This window comes from Kyrpidia sp. (assembly GCF_023512215.1).
In the GTDB taxonomy this organism is placed as follows: domain Bacteria; phylum Bacillota; class Bacilli; order Kyrpidiales; family Kyrpidiaceae; genus Kyrpidia; species Kyrpidia spormannii.
This window is the reverse complement of record NZ_JAILZZ010000012.1, coordinates 31,221-47,349: the sequence shown is the minus strand read 5'-3', so window position 1 is coordinate 47,349 and position 16,129 is coordinate 31,221. Positions and strand designations below refer to the sequence as shown.

Annotated in this window: 16 protein-coding genes; 2 read left to right on the top strand and 14 right to left on the bottom strand. The window is 60.4% G+C overall.

Annotated features, from left to right (window positions below):
- Positions 1–11 precede the first annotated feature (11 nt).
- Both K6T64_RS06685 and mutY read right to left on the bottom strand, forming a co-directional pair.
- Positions 12–434 (bottom strand): hypothetical protein, encoded by a 423-nt coding sequence (locus tag K6T64_RS06685; RefSeq protein WP_288009183.1) that lies wholly within the window; start codon positions 432–434, stop codon positions 12–14.
- Positions 428–1,582, bottom strand: coding sequence for an A/G-specific adenine glycosylase (gene mutY / locus K6T64_RS06680; protein WP_288009181.1), 1,155 nt, complete (start codon positions 1,580–1,582; stop codon positions 428–430). The genes K6T64_RS06685 and mutY overlap by 7 nt, the downstream gene beginning before the upstream one ends.
- Positions 1,583–1,652: 70 nt before the next feature.
- On the opposite strand from mutY, the gene K6T64_RS06675 reads away from it, so the two are divergent.
- Positions 1,653–2,276, top strand: a complete 624-nt coding sequence (locus K6T64_RS06675) for a cob(I)yrinic acid a,c-diamide adenosyltransferase (RefSeq protein WP_100668502.1) — start codon at positions 1,653–1,655, stop codon at positions 2,274–2,276.
- A gap of 23 nt (positions 2,277–2,299) precedes the next feature.
- Positions 2,300–2,527, top strand: coding sequence for a hypothetical protein (locus K6T64_RS06670; protein ID WP_100668503.1), 228 nt, complete (start codon positions 2,300–2,302; stop codon positions 2,525–2,527).
- A gap of 2 nt (positions 2,528–2,529) precedes the next feature.
- Here the strand turns inward: K6T64_RS06670 and K6T64_RS06665 are convergent, their stop codons facing one another.
- The 12 genes from K6T64_RS06665 to moaA all read right to left on the bottom strand — a co-directional run bounded on the left by K6T64_RS06665 (position 2,530) and on the right by moaA (position 16,091).
- On the bottom strand, positions 2,530–3,456 hold the full coding sequence (locus tag K6T64_RS06665; protein WP_288009179.1) for a DMT family transporter: 927 nt from the start codon (positions 3,454–3,456) through the stop codon (positions 2,530–2,532).
- Positions 3,457–3,471: 15 nt separating this feature from the next.
- Positions 3,472–3,726 carry a DUF6154 family protein gene (locus K6T64_RS06660; RefSeq protein ID WP_100669522.1) on the bottom strand — a complete coding sequence of 85 codons (255 nt, stop codon included), beginning with the start codon at positions 3,724–3,726 and terminating at the stop codon, positions 3,472–3,474.
- Positions 3,727–3,815: 89 nt separating this feature from the next.
- The gene (thiD, locus tag K6T64_RS06655; RefSeq protein WP_288009178.1) at positions 3,816–4,679 is read right to left on the bottom strand and encodes a bifunctional hydroxymethylpyrimidine kinase/phosphomethylpyrimidine kinase; all 864 of its coding nucleotides are present in this window, start codon (positions 4,677–4,679) and stop codon (positions 3,816–3,818) included.
- Positions 4,680–4,748: 69 nt separating this feature from the next.
- Positions 4,749–6,281, bottom strand: a complete 1,533-nt coding sequence (locus K6T64_RS06650; RefSeq protein WP_288009176.1) for a fumarate hydratase — start codon at positions 6,279–6,281, stop codon at positions 4,749–4,751.
- A 73-nt stretch (positions 6,282–6,354) separates the two neighbouring features.
- Positions 6,355–7,149: an IclR family transcriptional regulator gene (locus tag K6T64_RS06645; protein WP_170086277.1), complete on the bottom strand. Its 795-nt coding sequence runs from the start codon at positions 7,147–7,149 to the stop codon at positions 6,355–6,357.
- A gap of 54 nt (positions 7,150–7,203) precedes the next feature.
- Positions 7,204–8,853 carry an L-lactate permease gene (locus tag K6T64_RS06640; protein ID WP_288009174.1) on the bottom strand — a complete coding sequence of 550 codons (1,650 nt, stop codon included), beginning with the start codon at positions 8,851–8,853 and terminating at the stop codon, positions 7,204–7,206.
- Positions 8,854–8,961: 108 nt separating this feature from the next.
- A complete protein-coding gene (locus tag K6T64_RS06635; RefSeq protein WP_288009173.1) occupies positions 8,962–10,398 on the bottom strand; it encodes an FAD-binding oxidoreductase in 1,437 nt (478 codons plus the stop codon).
- Complete coding sequence (locus K6T64_RS06630; RefSeq protein WP_232059732.1) at positions 10,395–11,774, bottom strand: (Fe-S)-binding protein; 1,380 nt, start codon at positions 11,772–11,774, stop codon at positions 10,395–10,397. Before K6T64_RS06630 ends, K6T64_RS06635 begins: the two co-directional genes overlap by 4 nt.
- A gap of 3 nt (positions 11,775–11,777) precedes the next feature.
- Positions 11,778–13,190 (bottom strand): FAD-binding oxidoreductase, encoded by a 1,413-nt coding sequence (locus K6T64_RS06625; protein ID WP_288009172.1) that lies wholly within the window; start codon positions 13,188–13,190, stop codon positions 11,778–11,780.
- A 155-nt stretch (positions 13,191–13,345) separates the two neighbouring features.
- Positions 13,346–14,650 (bottom strand): MFS transporter, encoded by a 1,305-nt coding sequence (locus K6T64_RS06620; protein WP_170086279.1) that lies wholly within the window; start codon positions 14,648–14,650, stop codon positions 13,346–13,348.
- Positions 14,651–14,693: 43 nt separating this feature from the next.
- Positions 14,694–14,906, bottom strand: coding sequence for a hypothetical protein (locus tag K6T64_RS06615; RefSeq protein WP_170086280.1), 213 nt, complete (start codon positions 14,904–14,906; stop codon positions 14,694–14,696).
- A 150-nt stretch (positions 14,907–15,056) separates the two neighbouring features.
- Entirely contained in the window at positions 15,057–16,091 is a 1,035-nt protein-coding gene (moaA, locus tag K6T64_RS06610) for a GTP 3',8-cyclase MoaA (protein ID WP_288009170.1), read from the bottom strand.
- Between the last annotated feature and the right edge of the window lie 38 nt (positions 16,092–16,129).

Below are 16,129 nucleotides of genomic sequence, written 5' to 3'. Positions count from 1 at the left end.
CGAGATAACAGTCACCGCTCCTCAAAGATCCACACGTGAAATCGGTGAGCCCCCAGATCTGCTCGGCGGGCGGCCCACTGCCTGAGCAGGTTGAGTTGCGATGGCAACAAAAACCTTTCTTTGTCACCCTCCTCGTGATGACCATCAGCCATCGCCCCGCGCCCTTCGGCGGGGCTCACGATTTCAACCCTTTCGCCGGTCGGGGCCGGCGAATCGACGGTGGCCGCCACACCCTGGGCCACCTGTAAAGAACCACACAAGACCTCTTCGACATACAGATTCGGTTGGTCCCACCCTTCCCAGAGACTCCAGCTGGAGACCGCGCCGCCGGGCAACTCTTTCATCTCTTTCTTGAGGGATGGAAGAGCCGCCCGAAAGGCGCGTTCCCGTTCAACGGCCACCCGGTATTCGATGTACACCTTCCACATCACCAAACCCCTTTCTCCTTGAGCAAGGGCCAAATTTTGCGGTAGACCGCCGGGAAAGGCAGGTGCCCCAGTGCCTGTGCCGACACCCAGGCGGCAGCCGAATCGCCGGGCCAAGGCACCTGATCTTTGCCGACACCCCCGGAAGTCCTCTCCGCCACCGACAACACTTTCAAGACATCCTGCGACATTTGCTCCGGCCGAGCGGTGCACCGATACACCCGAAAATCCCATTTGAGATGGCTAAAGACATGTTCCGCCCGGGCCAGGGGCTCCGCCGCCTCAACAGCCAGCCCAGCCTCCGCCATCGCCCGGGAGGCCGCCTCCTCCCAGGATTCCCCGGAGCGCACCTCTACAGAAGGAAATTCCCAGAGACCTGCCAGAAGCCCTCGATCTGGACGTCGGCGGACAAATAGATACCCCTGCCAGCTCGCCAGGCCTGCCGCGACCCGGGTGGGTCTAGGCGGTTTTTTCTTCGTTTTAACCGGATATTCTGCCCAGACGCCTTCCTCCGCCGCCCGACACCATCGAAGCACAGGGCAGTCGTGACATTTTGGAGCCCTCGGCAGGCAGACACCGGATCCGAGATCCATCACCGCTTGATTGAGAGCACCCCCGTGGCCCGGCGGAATGGCCGCCTGCATCAACGAGGAAATCTTTCGGCGCCCCGCCGGCTTGTCCACTGGTTCGTCCACGAGAAAAATCCGCGCGAACACACGCAATCCGTTGCCGTCAACAGCTGGTACATCACGTCCGTAAGCGATGCTCAGGATCGCCCCGGCGGTGTACGGCCCCACTCCGGGAATTTCTCGAATCACCTCGGGATCGTCGGGTACCCGGCCGCCAAAGCGCTCCATCACCACCTGGGCGCCCCGAAGGAGATTTTGCGCCCGAGAATAATAGCCCAGCCCCTCCCACTGTTTCAGGACCTCCTCCTCGGCCGCCTGGGCCAAATCACGCACCGAGGGGAATTCCTCAAGAAATCTCTCGTAATAAGGGATCACCGTCTCCACCCGGGTTTGCTGAAGCATCGTCTCCGAGACCCAAATTCGATAGGGATCGCGGGTCTTTCTCCAGGGGAGGTCCCTGTGCTGCCTTTCGTACCACTCCACCAAGATCTGGCCCACTCGCACCGCCAACTCGCGTTCTCGTTCCATCCCATCGGCCCCCGGAAAGATTTACAGGAGTTCATCCCCAATGATACAACATGGGAAAGGAGGTTTGCCCATGTCCATTTACACCCGTGGTGGCGACCGAGGCCGCACCCGCCTCGTCGGAGGTGTCCGGGACAAGGATGATATTCGCATCGAAGCCTACGGCACCTTGGACGAGGCAAACGCTTTTGTCGGTGACGCCATCAGTCGCCTGGATCCCATCCGAGATCGCGACCTCGCCGCGCACCTTCTGGAGATCCAGCAGGAATTGTTCGACTGTGGGGCAGATCTCGCGGCCCTGCCGGGCAAACGCCCCTACAAGGTGCACGCTGAAATGACCGACCGGTTGGAACCGCTCATTGATTCCTATCTCGCGGAAGCCCTCCCTGTCCAGCGATTCATCATCCCCGGGGGGCACCCGGCCGCCGCCGCCCTTCATGTGTGCAGGGTCCTAGTCCGCCGGGCCGAACGCCGGGTGGTGACACTCAGCCACCGGGAGGAGATCAACCCCGAAGTCCTGCGATATCTCAACCGGTTGTCCGATTTTTTCTTTGCCGCCGCCCGGGCGATCAATGCGCGAACAGGCACTGGAGATATTGAATATGTACGAAGCCCCATCGTGTTTCGCAATTCCGGAGGTCACAATCCGTCCAACCCCAAGCTGAATCCCCCGGATGATCCGGGTGGAAATGCGTAGACTATAGCGGGGAGGTGGGCGACGTGGTTCGACTCTGGACCAACCTCAGGCCCCGCCGTTCAAACCGCAATACCTGGACCGCCGCTCTAGTGGGCGCCGGAGTCGGCATCGCCCTATGGGAATGGATGCGGAAATCCGGGGAAAAACCCGTGGACCGGGACGGGGCGGAGTTGGATCGGCTGGCCGATCAAGTGTTGCACGCTGTTGCGCCGGAGGGCGCCGAACAAGAAAGCTCCGGACATTCTTCTTGACGCTATGTTCCGGGGCTTTCTCGCCCTCTGCGGTTTACCCGTTCAGACCAGATGACCCCCGCCAGGATCAGGGCCACCCCAAGCCATCGATCCCACCCCACCGGCTCTTTCAAGATTAGTGCAGCCGCCACGACAGCCACGGGCAGCTCCATCGATCCCAGCACCGCGGCAGCTCCCCCGCCCACCGCCGGGATCGCCACAGCAAACAAAAGTGGCGGCGTAATCTGGGCGAGAAGCGCCACAAGAACACCCCAGCCATACAACCCGGCCATCGATGGCGCTGTATAATAAGCCGTCAGCGGAGTGGTCAGAAGAATGGGAACTCCTGACCCCAAGGACATAAACAGGCTTCGTCTCACAGGGGACGTTTGTACGGCAATCCGACCTGTCCCGTACAAAAGGATGGAATACGTCACCGCGCCTCCCAGGGCCATGGCCGCAGCAACCCACGAAATTCCGCCTTCCCACTGGTCGTGCAACAACCCCACCGCAAGTCCGGTCCCCAAAAGGATCATCAACAGCGCCTGCCACCGCCGGGCAGTCAAAGGTTTTCTCTCCAACACAACTTCCAGTAAAATCGTAATCCACGTGAATTGAAACAAAAGTACGATCGCAAGGGAAGCCGGAAGATGGATAAGAGATCGGTAATAAAGAACTGTGGTTCCCCCCGAACCGATGAGACCCAAAATGAAAAGCTGGATCACTTCTCGCCCTTTGGGCCGATTTCCGGTTCGTACCGCAAGACCCGCCACAGCCCAGAAAAGAAGGGCAACGAAGTACTGAGCTGCCGTTACCCCTTCCATGGTATAACCCTGGGCGAATGCAGTTTTCATGACCGGAGAGATGAGCCCGTAACAGGACGCCCCCAGCCCAATCATCCAAAGGGCCTGTACCCGGGTAGGTCGCCAGCCCCTCGGCTGCCCCATCATCTTGGAAAAACCTCCTTAATGAACCTCTCCGCCGTATTCGGGAATCGTGGGAGAGCCCGTGCCTTCGCGATCAATCTTCTCCCGAAGCCGGTCGATGAGGTATCGGCCGACCATCTGAAACAGTTCGTCTCGATCCAATTGAGAGACCAACTCCAACAGTTCGGCGCGGGACAGCTCCTGGAGAACGCCGGACACGATGATCACCGCATCGTCCTCGTCTCCGGTCAACTGGTCTTTGTACAGTGCGTAAAGATCGTCGACGAATCTCACCCCGCCCACCGCCTTTCCCTGAGGAGTGATTCCTTTTCAGTATACCAGGTTTCTGGCCGTGTACGATAGTCAACCGGGCACGAAGGCGTTTACCGCGCTTCCCGGCCCCCCTCCGCATCCTCGGACACCTGGGCGGCATCCCGGGGTTGATCGGAACCCGCATGCTGGCGGCTGTAAGCCCAATGATTCGTAGGCCCATGACCCTCCCCCAGCCCCGGCGCTTCCCGAATAGCCGCCGAGATGAAAGCTTTGGCCGTACCCAGGGCGTCAAGCAGAGAGGCCCCTTTCGCCAACTCGGCGGTAATTGCCGCCGAAAAGGTGCATCCCGTCCCATGGGTGTGCGGGGTGCGAACCCGGACTCCCGGAAACTCCACGACAGCCTGCCCATCGTACAGAATGTCCAGCGGATCTCCCGCTAAATGCCCGCCTTTGACCACCACCGCCCCGGGACCCAGTGCCGCAATCCGCTTCGCCGCCTCCACCATCTCATCCCGGGTGCGAATTGTCATCCCGGTCAACGCCTCGGCTTCGGAGATATTCGGGGTCACCACCGCCGCCAAGGGGAACAGTTCGCGAATTAATGTCGAACGGGCGTCCTCTTCCAAAAGTGGCGCCCCACCTTTGGCCACCATGACCGGGTCCACCACCAGGGGAGTGATGCCCAATTCCCGGATCTTGGCCGCCACCGCCTCGATAATCTCCGCCGTGGCCAACATCCCGGTCTTTGCCGCATCCGTGCCGATGTCCCGCACCACAGCATCGATCTGGGCGGCCACCAACTCAGGCGGCACAAGATGGGATCCAAACACCCCTTTTGTGTTTTGTACCGTGATCGCGGTGATGGCCGTCATCCCGTATACCCCGAGCATCTGAAAGGTTTTTAGATCCGCTTGAATCCCCGCTCCGCCGCCGCTATCCGAACCGGCGATGGTCAAAGCCCTGGCCACCCTCATCCTCGTCCCCCCACAAAAAAGGGCCCGGCACCCGTCCGGACCCTGAAAATCGCCTCTCGCCGGCCTCCATCATACGAATACCGGATCGGCAAATTCCGCCAGCTTCGCCAGGGACCGTTGCTGCACCTCGGCGTGGAGGCTGTTGCCGTGGGCGTCCATGGTCACGATGGCCGCGAATCCCTCCACCTGGAGGTGCCACATCGCTTCGGGAATGCCGAATTCCAAGAAATCGACCCCCTCGACCTTTTTGACGCATCTCGCATAGTATTGGGCCGCCCCACCGATGGCATTCAGGTACACCGCCCCGAATTCCTTCAAACCGGCAAGGGTTTTCGGCCCCATGCCCCCTTTGCCGATCACCGCCCGGATCCCAAACTTCTTGATGATGTCCGCCTGGTACGGCTCTTCCCGGCTGCTTGTGGTGGGTCCGGCGGCTTTTACATGCCATTCGCCCTTTTCATCCTGGAGCATCACCGGGCCGCAGTGGTAAAGAATTCCGCCTCGCAGGTCCACCGGGCTGTCGTGGTCCATCAGGTATTTATGCAGGGCGTCCCGGCCAGTGTGGATAAGTCCGTCAATAATCACCACATCGCCGACCTTCAGCTCCCGAATCTGTTCTTCACTGACCGGCGCCCGCAAAACCACCCGACGACTGCCTTCGGAGCCCGCGATTCCTTCCGCAGCCCCGAGTTCCGGCAGCTCCCCTCCGTCCCTGTACAGCCACTGGGTGATTCCGCCAGTAGCCGGGTCGATGATCACCCCGAGGCGCCGGAACGCCCAACAGTTGTAGGCGACAGACACGAAAAAGCTCGCCGGAAGACGGTTGATCGCGCCGATTTTGCACCCGAGCAGCGTCACCCGACCTCCGAAGCCCATGGTGCCGATGTCCAAACGGTTGGCATTCTCCATGATATACGCTTCCAATTCGGCGAGGCGGGGGTCGGGATTCACGTCATCCACTCGGCGCAGGAGCTGCTCTTTTGCCGCCTCGTACCCCGTGGTGCGGTCGCCGCCGATGGCCACCCCGAGGAACCCGGCGCTGCACCCTTGCCCCTGGGCCTGGTACACCGCATGGAGGATGCATTTTCGCACCCCGTCCAAATCTCGGCCCGCCCGGCCAAGGCCCTCCAACTCCGTCGGCAAGCTGTATTGGATGTTCTTGTTTTCGCAGCCGCCGCCTTTCAGGAGCAGTTTGACCTCGATCTCATCCTTTTCCCACTGCTCAAAATGAATCACCGGAGTTCCGGGGCCTAGGTTGTTCCCGCTATTCTTGCCCGTGACCGAGTCCACGGAATTCGGGCGAAGTTTGCCCTCTCGCGTGGCCGCCACCACCGCCTCCCGGATCTGTCGAGCCATCTCGATCTGGTTGGCTCCCACCGGGCAGCGGACGAAAAATGTCGGCATCCCGGTATCTTGGCAGATCGGCGCCTGGTCATCCTGGGCCATGATGATGTTCTCCCCGATGGTGGACAAAGCGAGAGACGCCCGGGTCCCCATCTCCTCCGTCAGCTTGGCCCGGGCAATAGCCCGGCGCACATCATCGGGCAGATTGGTGGACGTCTCGACAATCAAGGTATAAATACTTTCTGTGAATCGATCCATCCTCGAATTCCCTTCTTCCTCATAAGTGAGCGCCGCGCGGCATTCCACCGTCTATTATAGAGGATCCGCTAGATTATCGCGACGCCACCGCCGAGGGAAAACCCAGCCGAGCGGAGATGGCGAGCCCCGCCCGGCGCACCCGATCCGCCAAATCTTTGATTCTCTCCTCAGGCATGCGCATCTTCGGAGCGGAGATGCTCAGGGAAGCACACACCCGGCCTGTATGATCCCAGATCGGGGCAGCCACACAGATGATGCCGAGTTCGTTTTCTTCGAGGTCCATCGCCACACCCCGTTCTTTCACCCGCTGCAGCTCGTCCCGCAGGTCCAGCCACCGGGTGATTGTGTAGGGCGTATGGGCCGGAAGCCCGTGCCGCTCGACGATGGACTTTACGTCCTCCTCTGGCAGATACGCGAGAATGGCCTTCCCCACACCCGTACAATGCACCGGCGCCCGGGCGCCAACCCGGGAGTGCATGCGGATCGTTTCGTCGCCCTCCACCTTCTCAATATAGACCACTTCCCCATGGTCGAGCACCACGAGATGGACCACTTCGTGGGAGTAATCGGCCAACTCCTCGAGATACGGCCGGGCTTCGCGGCGCAAATCAAGGCTGCCCAACAACCGGGAGGCCATATCCAGAATTGCATACCCGAGTTTGTACCTCCCGGTCTCCGGATCCTGCTCCACGTATCCCCGACGGGCTAGGGTCGTCAACAACCTGTGCACAGTACTTTTGTACATCGACACCTCGGCGGCCAACTCGGTAATGCCGACCCCTTCTTTGTATCGACTCACCCGCTCCAGGATCACCAATGCCCGATCCACCGATTTTACCGTATCCTCGCCCGAAGAGGCCATCTCCATCACCATACCTCGCTAGACTAATGCCCGGATGTCCCCCGGGTGCCGAGACGCGCCCTACTTAGGGATCAATCCTGGGAACACATAAGCCTCAATCATGGTAATCACCGAAACGATTAATACAAACAGTATACTATGTTTAAGGGTGAATCGATAAATCTCACCTTCCCGGCCGGCCAACCCCGTCGCCGAAGCCCCCACGGCGATGGACTGGGGAGAGATCATTTTGCCGGTCACACCCCCGGAACTGTTCGCCCCCACCATCAGGTACGGATTGAGCCCCAACTGCTGCGCGGTAATTTTCTGCAGGTTGCCAAACAACACATTCGACGACGTGTCACTACCGGTGAGAAAGACGCCCAGCCAACCGAGAATCGGCGAGAAAAGCGGAAACAGTACGCCGGTTCCGGCCAGGGCCAAAGCGATGGTGGCGCTCATGGAGGAGTAGTTCGTCACGTGGCCGAACCCCAGCACCGCGGCAATGGTGACCAACGGCCACAACAACTGCCGGAAGGTGCGGACGAGCACCTTAAACCAAGTCCCCACCGACATGCCCACCACAAACATCGACAGAATCGAGGCGATCAGAATAGACGTCCCCGTGGCTCCCAGCCAGTCGAACTTCCACACCGCCGCCATGGGGGTGTTTTTTGCAGCTACAGGAGGAACCGAGACTACCAGTTTGTTCAGCCAGGGCCAATTCACCGCAATCGTGGTCCCGGCGATGGCCGATTTAAAGGCGGGCAAAGACCAGATAATAATCATCACGGTGAGAATCACCCAGGGCGCCCAGGCCCGAACCATGTCCCCGGAACTGTGCTGCTGCCGGGCCGCCGCCGCTTGGTTGACAATAGCATCGGCCTTTTCATCGGCAAAATGAAATTCTTCCTTCGGGCGCCACACCCGGAGGAACAGGGCCAGAGCGATCAAGCTGACAAAAGCGGAAGCGATGTCCGGTAGCTCCGGTCCCACGAAATTGGAGACCAAAAATTGCGTGATGGCAAAGGAACCGCCGGAGATGAGAATCGCCGGCAACACCTCAATAGTCCGTTTCCACCCGCTCATAATGAGCACCAGCCAAAAGGGTAGAAACAGGGAAAGAATCGGAAGCTGACGTCCCACCACCTGGCTGATCGTGTGGGCATCCATCCCGGTGACCTGGGCGGCGGTGGTAATGGGAATCCCGATGGCGCCAAAGGCCACTGGCGCACTGTTCGCGACCAAGCATATCCCCGCAGCGTACAACGGGTTAAACCCAAGACCTGCCAGGATGGCGGCGGCGATAGCCACCGGCGTCCCAAACCCCGCCGAACCTTCCATGAATGCACTGAACGAGAACGCGATCAACAAGGCCTGCATCCGCCGGTCTCCGGTGAGCCCGGTGATCGAGTCGCGAATGACGCGAAAATAACCGGATTCTTCTGTAATGTTATACAAAAATACGGCAGTAAACACGATCCAACCGATCGGCCACAGTCCACTCAACATCCCGTAGATCGCCGTGGAGACGGCCATGGGAATTGGCATGCCATTGACAATGATGGCGAGAATCACGGCGAGCAAGAGCGTCAACAGCCCCGCCACATGGCCCTTCATCCGGCGCACGGCCAGCGCCCAGAAGAAGAAGGCGATGGGGATGACCGCCACCAGGGCGGACAACCAAAGGCTTCCCCCTACGGGATAATACACTTGATGCCAGGGACTCAACCAGACCCCTCCTTATAAGCAGTTTCCTCTCTCTTTCACGCACCGCAATAGCCGCAGGCGGGCAGTCGGGGCCGGCCCGGCCCCGTCGATCCGATCTCCGTGCCTGTCTCACCCCCTCCCGGCCGCAGCCATGGCCTTGGCATCGATACATTTGGCGGGCCGCGGAAAGAGTTTCCCCGGGTTACACAGTTCTTCTGCATTCCAGATTCCCCGGATCTTGAGTTGGTAATCGATGTCCGCAGGGCTGAAAATCTTCTCCATGTCGTACATTTTTTCGAGCCCCACCCCGTGCTCGCCGGTGATCGACCCTCCCACGTCGGCGCAGACCTGAAGGACCCGGGAGCCCGTCTCCACCGCCCGTTGGGTTTCCCCCGGCACCCCGGAGTCAAAGAGCACCAATGGATGCAGATTGCCGTCCCCGGCGTGAAACACGTTGGCGATACGCAGGCCAGAATCTTTACTGATCTCGGCGATTCGGGTGAGGACCTCGGGAAGGGTGGATCTGGGAATCACTCCATCCTGCACGAGATAATCCGGGGAGATGTTCCCCATCGCCCCAAAAGCTGTTTTCCGATTGTTCCACCAAAGGGTTCGCTCGGGTTCACTGGCCGCCACCCGGACGTCCCGCACCCCGTGTTCTTTGCACACCTTCACGGCATCTTCGGCCTGATCCTCCAGACCTTCAGCCGAGCCGTCCAACTCGAGGAGCAAAACGGCTTCGATGTCCTCGGGATACCCCACCGGATACGCTCCGGCCTCCACCGCCCGCATGGCCAGCCGGTCCATCATTTCCAAAGCCCCGGGCAGGATCCCTTTCGCGATGATTCCGGAGACTGCCCGGCTTGCGTCTTCCACCCGGTCAAACAGGGCCAGGATCGTCTTGACCCCGATCTGTTTTTTTAGTAGCCTCACCCAAATCCGGGTCACGATTCCGAGGGTCCCCTCCGTCCCGATGAACAACCCCCGAAGATCGTAGCCGACATCGTCACCATTCGGGCCGCCGACCATCACCACCTGCCCGTCCGGAAGCACCCATTCCAGGGCAAGGACATGGTTGGTCGTCACCCCGTATTTGAGACAATGGGGCCCCCCGGCGTTTTCGCCGACATTCCCTCCCAAAGTACAGGCCTGCTGGCTCGACGGGTCCGGGGCATAGTAGTAGCCCCGGCCCGCCACCACCTGGGACAACCGGCGGTTCACCACCCCGGGCTGAACCACGGCGTAGCGGTTCTCATAATCAATGTGAAGAATCCGATTCATCCGCACCAGATTCACCACCACCTCACCATGCAGCGGGATAGCCCCGCCACTCAGCCCGGTGCCCGCCCCCCTCGGAACAAAGGGGATCTTCTCCCGATGGAGATATTTCACCACCGCCGCCACCTGATCGGTGTCCGCCGGGAATACCACTGCGGCGGGGACGCCCCGCTGGATGGTGTAGCCATCGCACTCATAGGCCATGAGCTGGTGCCTGTCTGAGATCACATTCTTAGGGCCGACGATCCGCGCCAGTTCCTCCACCAACTTCTCCCGCGCCGCGCTCATCGATTTTCCTCCTCCGCCTGGTAGGCCGCATCCAGGATATCCACGGTATGCAGCACCTTGCGCGTGGCCCCGGTTCGCTGGACGCCTGCCCGGATTTGCATCATGCACCCGGGATTGCCCATGACAATCGCCTCGGCCTCTTCGGGGACGTCGGCCATTTTCCGATCGAGCAAGGGGCTGGCGATCTCCGGGTGGGTGAGATTGTAGATTCCCGCGCTCCCGCAGCAGCGGTCCGAATCGGGCATCTCCACGACGCGCAGACCCGGAATCGAGGCGAGAATTTCCCGGGGCTGCTGGCGAACCCCCTGGGCGTGGCTCAGATGGCATGCATCATGATAGGTCACCGTCATTTCCACCCTGCCCTTGGGAGGATCGAATCCCACTTCGGCGAGAAACTCCGCGACATCTTTGACTTTGCGGCTGAACCGCTCCGCCTTCTCGCGGTAGGCCGGGTCGTTCCGCAAAAGTTCCCCGTATTCTTTCATCGCCGCACCGCAGCCCGCCGCATTGATGATCACCGCATCGACGTCTTCGGCCAGAAACGCATCGATGTTCTGCCTGGCCATGGCTTTGGCCGTCTCCCGATCCCCGGCGTGCACCTGCAGGGCGCCGCAGCAAACCTGCCCCTCGGGCACCCTCACCTCGTAGCCGTTTCGGGCCAGCACCCGGGCCGTGGCCAAGTTGGTGTCGGTGAACAGGACGTCCATCACACAGCCGGTGACCAGGGCAACTCGCCCCCGGCGTTGCCGCTGCGCGGGCACCTGGGCCGGGAGCAGCTCTCTGGAGCTGGTGGCGGGAATCTGCGGAAGGGCCGCCTCCATCTCCCTCAAGTGGGACGGAAAAAGATTCAGAACCCCGGTGCTGCGGGCGAGGCGGGCCAGGCCGCTTCGCTGATAAAATCGGCCAATCCGGGCCAACCTGCGCAGGCGCTTTGGGCGCGGAAAAATCCGCTGCAAAAACAAGCGTTGAACAAAACCTTGCCAGCCCCGGGCCGGCCGGGCGGCGAACACCTGTCCCCGGGCTTGTTCGATCAGCGTCCCGACCTGAACCCCCGATGGGCAGACCGATTCGCAAGCCCGGCAGTCGAGGCACCGGAAAACCGGGTCGATCAATGCCTCGTCCAAGGGAAGCCGCCCTTCAGAGGCCGCCCGGATGAGGTACACCCGCCCCCGGGGAGATTGGTTCTCAATGCCCAGCTCTTGATACGTTGGACATGCTTCCAAACAAAGTCCACAATGAACGCACACGGAATATTTATCAGGGTCCGGCGGATCGTCCCATCGAAAAACCGTGGTCCCCTCCAAGGAGCCGGGCTGCCCGGCCGCAGGCCCTGGGGAGTAATCCTCCCGGGCCGACTCTGCCCCTACCGACGGCATCGATCATACACCTCCCACAAAATCTGCGGAGACAAAGACGTTTCCAGGATCCAGGACTTCCTTCACCCGGCGGCTAAGTGGGGACTCCGCGGCGGATCCGAGGGTCCCGAGGAGCGATTTTCTCCACGCAAAAGGCACGCGTTCCACCCGCACCCGCCCCATGTCTGATCGCACCGCCTCAGTCACCGCCGCGATCCGGGCAAGGATGTGATGGCCGGCCTCCTCAGGGACAGCGTCCCCCAAGATCCAGGCCGCCCGGACCTCTCCGGTACCCAGTCCTCCGGACACGAACAAACGATCGGTCGATTCTTCGCGCAAAGAACTCGCGAGTTCGCCGGCCGTTCCGGGGCCATCCTTCACCTTTCCCCCAGCGCGCCCGGCGTGAAGGTGCAACGCCGTTCCGGGAACCTGGCTTGGCCACATCACCCATCGCAACCGCAAAGCCGGGGTGCCGCCCAAAGCGTTACCATAGCGACTCCAAAGGTCGTCCGCGTCCCGGCCCGCCCATGCCCCAATCTCCTCCAAACCGTGTTCCCTCGCCAGCCGGCGCCACCCCTCCACCGCGCCCTGGGCCGCCTTGGGTAACTCATCCGTGCCAAGAAGGGCGATCCACTCCTTGGGCAGACCGCAAGCCTCCGCCAGGGCCGGGTTGATCCACTCCGCCGCCGATAGACTCCAGGAGCGGTCCATCAGCTCCCGGGCAAAAGATTGCAGTGGTTCGACATCCGGGGCCTTGAAAGCGAGAAGCCGCCGCTCCGGCGGAATGGGGCGGAGTTTGATCGCCGCCTCGGTCACCAGGCCGAGGCTGCCCTGGGATCCGATAAAAAGCTTCGTCACGTCATACCCGGCCACATTCTTCACTACTTTGCCGCCTGCCCGGATCGGTCCGTCTGCGGTCACCGCTCGGAGCCCGATGACCCAGTCCCGCAGAGGTCCGTAACCGAGGCGATGCGGCCCCGCCGCCGCGGTACCGATGACGCCCCCCAAGGTGGCCCTTTCGCTCACCAGGGGATCGACGGGCAGCCATTGCCCGTGTTCACCGGCGACCCGCTCTATTTCAGCCAGCGGTGTTCCGGACCGGACGACCATGACCAAGTCTCCGGGATCGTACTCCACAACACCGGACAGGGCAGTCGCAGACACGACCAGCGGCTCCGCGCCCTCCTGCAGACTCGGAATCCACTGGGTCCCCGCCCCAAGGGGCAAGAGTTGCACCCCTCTGTCCGCCGCCCACCGAACGATCTCCGCCGCCTCCCGTTCATCCCGGGGCCGCAATTCATCCAGATCCGCCGACGGCCCGTCGGGTGTTCCCGCAAAGGCTCTGACCGTCACGGCGTCCCGGCCGAAGGCGGTCCGCAGTTCCTCCCGCCGGGCGTCGACCGTCGCCGCTTGCTTTCCACTTTGGTCCACCGCCATCCCCCTTCCCGTCCGTGCCCGACGGTGTTCTATAATACGGAACATTGTTCCGATACATACTTCACTTCTCATCATACAAATTTCCCAAGAAAATTGTCAATCGCTTTATAAAGGGTCATAGGCAACCGGCGGCCCCGCGTCTTTGGCCAACCCGTTCATTCCGAACGGCTGGAAACAGACCGGCGAAGGGGCAAAAGCAGGACGAGGATCATTCCCGCCAAGAGACAGGCGGCAAGAAAATAGAGTCCACTCGCCACCGAACCTGTGGAGGCTTTGAGCGCGCCAATGATATACGGCCCCACAAACCCACCCAAGTTACCGACGGAATTAATGATGGCAATCCCCACCGCCGCCGTCGATTCAGCGAGAAACAGATTGGGCAGTGCCCAAAACGGCCCCACGACACTGTAAATCGCCGCGGTGGTGATGCTGAGCAAGACGATCGCCCAAAATGGATTGCTCACGGGACCAAGTACCGCCATCCCCGCCCCGGCAATAAGTAAAGGCACCGCCACGTGCCATCGGCGCTCACCTTTGCGGTCCGAGTCCCGGCCGCTCCATACCATGGCCACGACGCCCACCAGATAGGGGATCATCGCCAACAGCCCCACCGCCGTGTTGGAAAGATACTGGGACAACCCTTTGATGATCTGGGGCATCCAGAACCCAATCCCGTATAAACCGACAACGTCGGCAAAATAAATCAAGGCGAGCAACCACACCCGGCCACTGGCGAACACCCGCCCCAAGCTCATTTTTTCCTGATGCAATTTTTGAGCCGCTTCCCGGTCCAACTCCCCCTGAAGCCAGGATTTCTCCTCTTCGGTCAGCCAGGCCGCATCCCGGGGACGGTTCGGCAAAACGAAGAACGTCAGAATACCAAAAATCACCGCCGGCGCTCCTTCCAGGATGAAGAGCCACCGCCATCCGGGAAGCCCAAACCAATCCACATAGTCAAGGATAACCCCGGAAACCGGGGCTCCGATAATGTTAGATACCGCCACCGCCGTCATGAACAGGGCCACGACGTGGGCCAATTCCCGACCCCGAAACCAGTACGTCAGATAAAGAATCATGCCGGGGAAAAAACCCGCTTCCGCCACGCCGAGAAGAAACCGAAGGATATACAGATGCACGGCGTTTTGGGCTACGGCGGTCAACATCGCCACCGAACCCCAGCTAAGCAGAATTCGCGCAATCCAGATCCGAGCGCCAATCCGATGCATCAAAACATTGCTGGGAATTTCGAAAATAAAATATCCAAAAAAGAAAATTCCGGCAATCAAACCGAATTGCTCGCTGGTAATGGCTAAGGCTTTATTCATGTCCAAAGCCGCGTACCCCAAGTTCACTCGGTCGAGAAACGAAATGATGTACAGCACAAACATGAACGGGAGGATACGAATGCGGACTTTGTTGGAAGTCCGTTGTTCGATCGAAAGCGTTGCCGATGAGCTCATCGAATGACCCCCTTGTAGGAAGAATTTAGATAAAACCCCGGCATTATTCGGCACCGGGGTTCTCATCAACGTTTACCAGGTCGTTGCGAAGGACGGGCACATGTTCATGGTAATGGTCGACCACGCCCCCGCCCTCATTCATCATCCGGTCCATGCCTTCCTCAATGTCTTCTTTCGCTGGATCGGATTCGCGTTGGACCGGAACATCCGACCGCACGGCATCCGTTCGGCGGCCGGTGCTCAGTGGGTCCTGCATGCCGGGTCCCTCCCTTGTGATGGGTCAAGTCTTAACCAACCGCGCACCACATAGGATCGCCCGTCATCAGACCGCTCATGTATGGAAAACTATAACCGCCGGGGCACCGACGCATTGAGTCCCGGACCCCGCAACAAAATCACCCCGTCGTTACCCGCCGATTTGAGACATTCGGCGAATCGTGGGCAGGTGGCTCCGCTCTTTCCCTTCCAAGGCTTCCGCCATCTCGTGACGCTCTGGCTTAATCTCCAGAGCTCGGTAAAACATGGCTTCTAAGGCTGCTTCGTCGCCATTACAGCGTCGGACGTTCAGTTCTTCCTGCCAATAGAGGCACGGTTTTAGATAGCCGTCCGCGGTCAGGCGTAGTCGGTTGCAGGCTGAGCAAAAATGTGCACTCACTGGATGGATGAGTCCAAAGGCCCCCGCCCCGCCCCGAATGCGCCAATTTTCCGCGGGGCCGTTGCCTGGCACCGCCGTCGGTTCGATCTCATACCCCAGCTCCGCAGCCCGTTCCAACACCCGGTTCAAGGGCAGGTACGCTTGTTTCCACGTCTCATCCTCGTGCCCGATGGGCATATATTCGATAAACCGCACCACATACGGTTTTTCCACCGAAAGGCGCAGGAAATCGTCGATCTCCTCCTCATTGAGCCCCTTCATCAGAACCACGTTGATCTTGATGGGAGACATGCCAACCCGCTCCGCCTCCTCCAGCCCCCGCAACACCCTGGCGAGATCTCCACCCCGGGTAATTTTGGCAAAGCGATCGGGTTTTAATGAATCGATGCTGATGTTGATCCGCCGAAGGCCCGCCCGGAACAGCCGTTCGGCACGGCCAGCCAAGAGAAGAGCATTGGTGGTCATGGCCATATCTTCAATCCCCGGGATCGCCCCGAGGGCTTCAATCAAGCTGTCGATGTCTGGCCGAACTAAGGGTTCCCCCCCGGTGATCCGCAGGCGCTTGACCCCGAGGCGGGCCGCCACCCGAACCACGGTGACGATCTCGTCATAAGTCATCAACCGCCGGGAGTCCATGAATTGAACCCCATGCGCCGGCATACAGTACAGGCAGCGAAGATTGCAGCGGTCGGTCACGGAAATGCGCAGATAATCGTGAACCCGTCCGAACCGGTCCACCAGTCGGCCGGTGCCTACCGAATCATCCAGACAAATCAAGGGTTCCATGGGTGTTCCCCCACTTTCTTTCTATGATAAACCGCCGG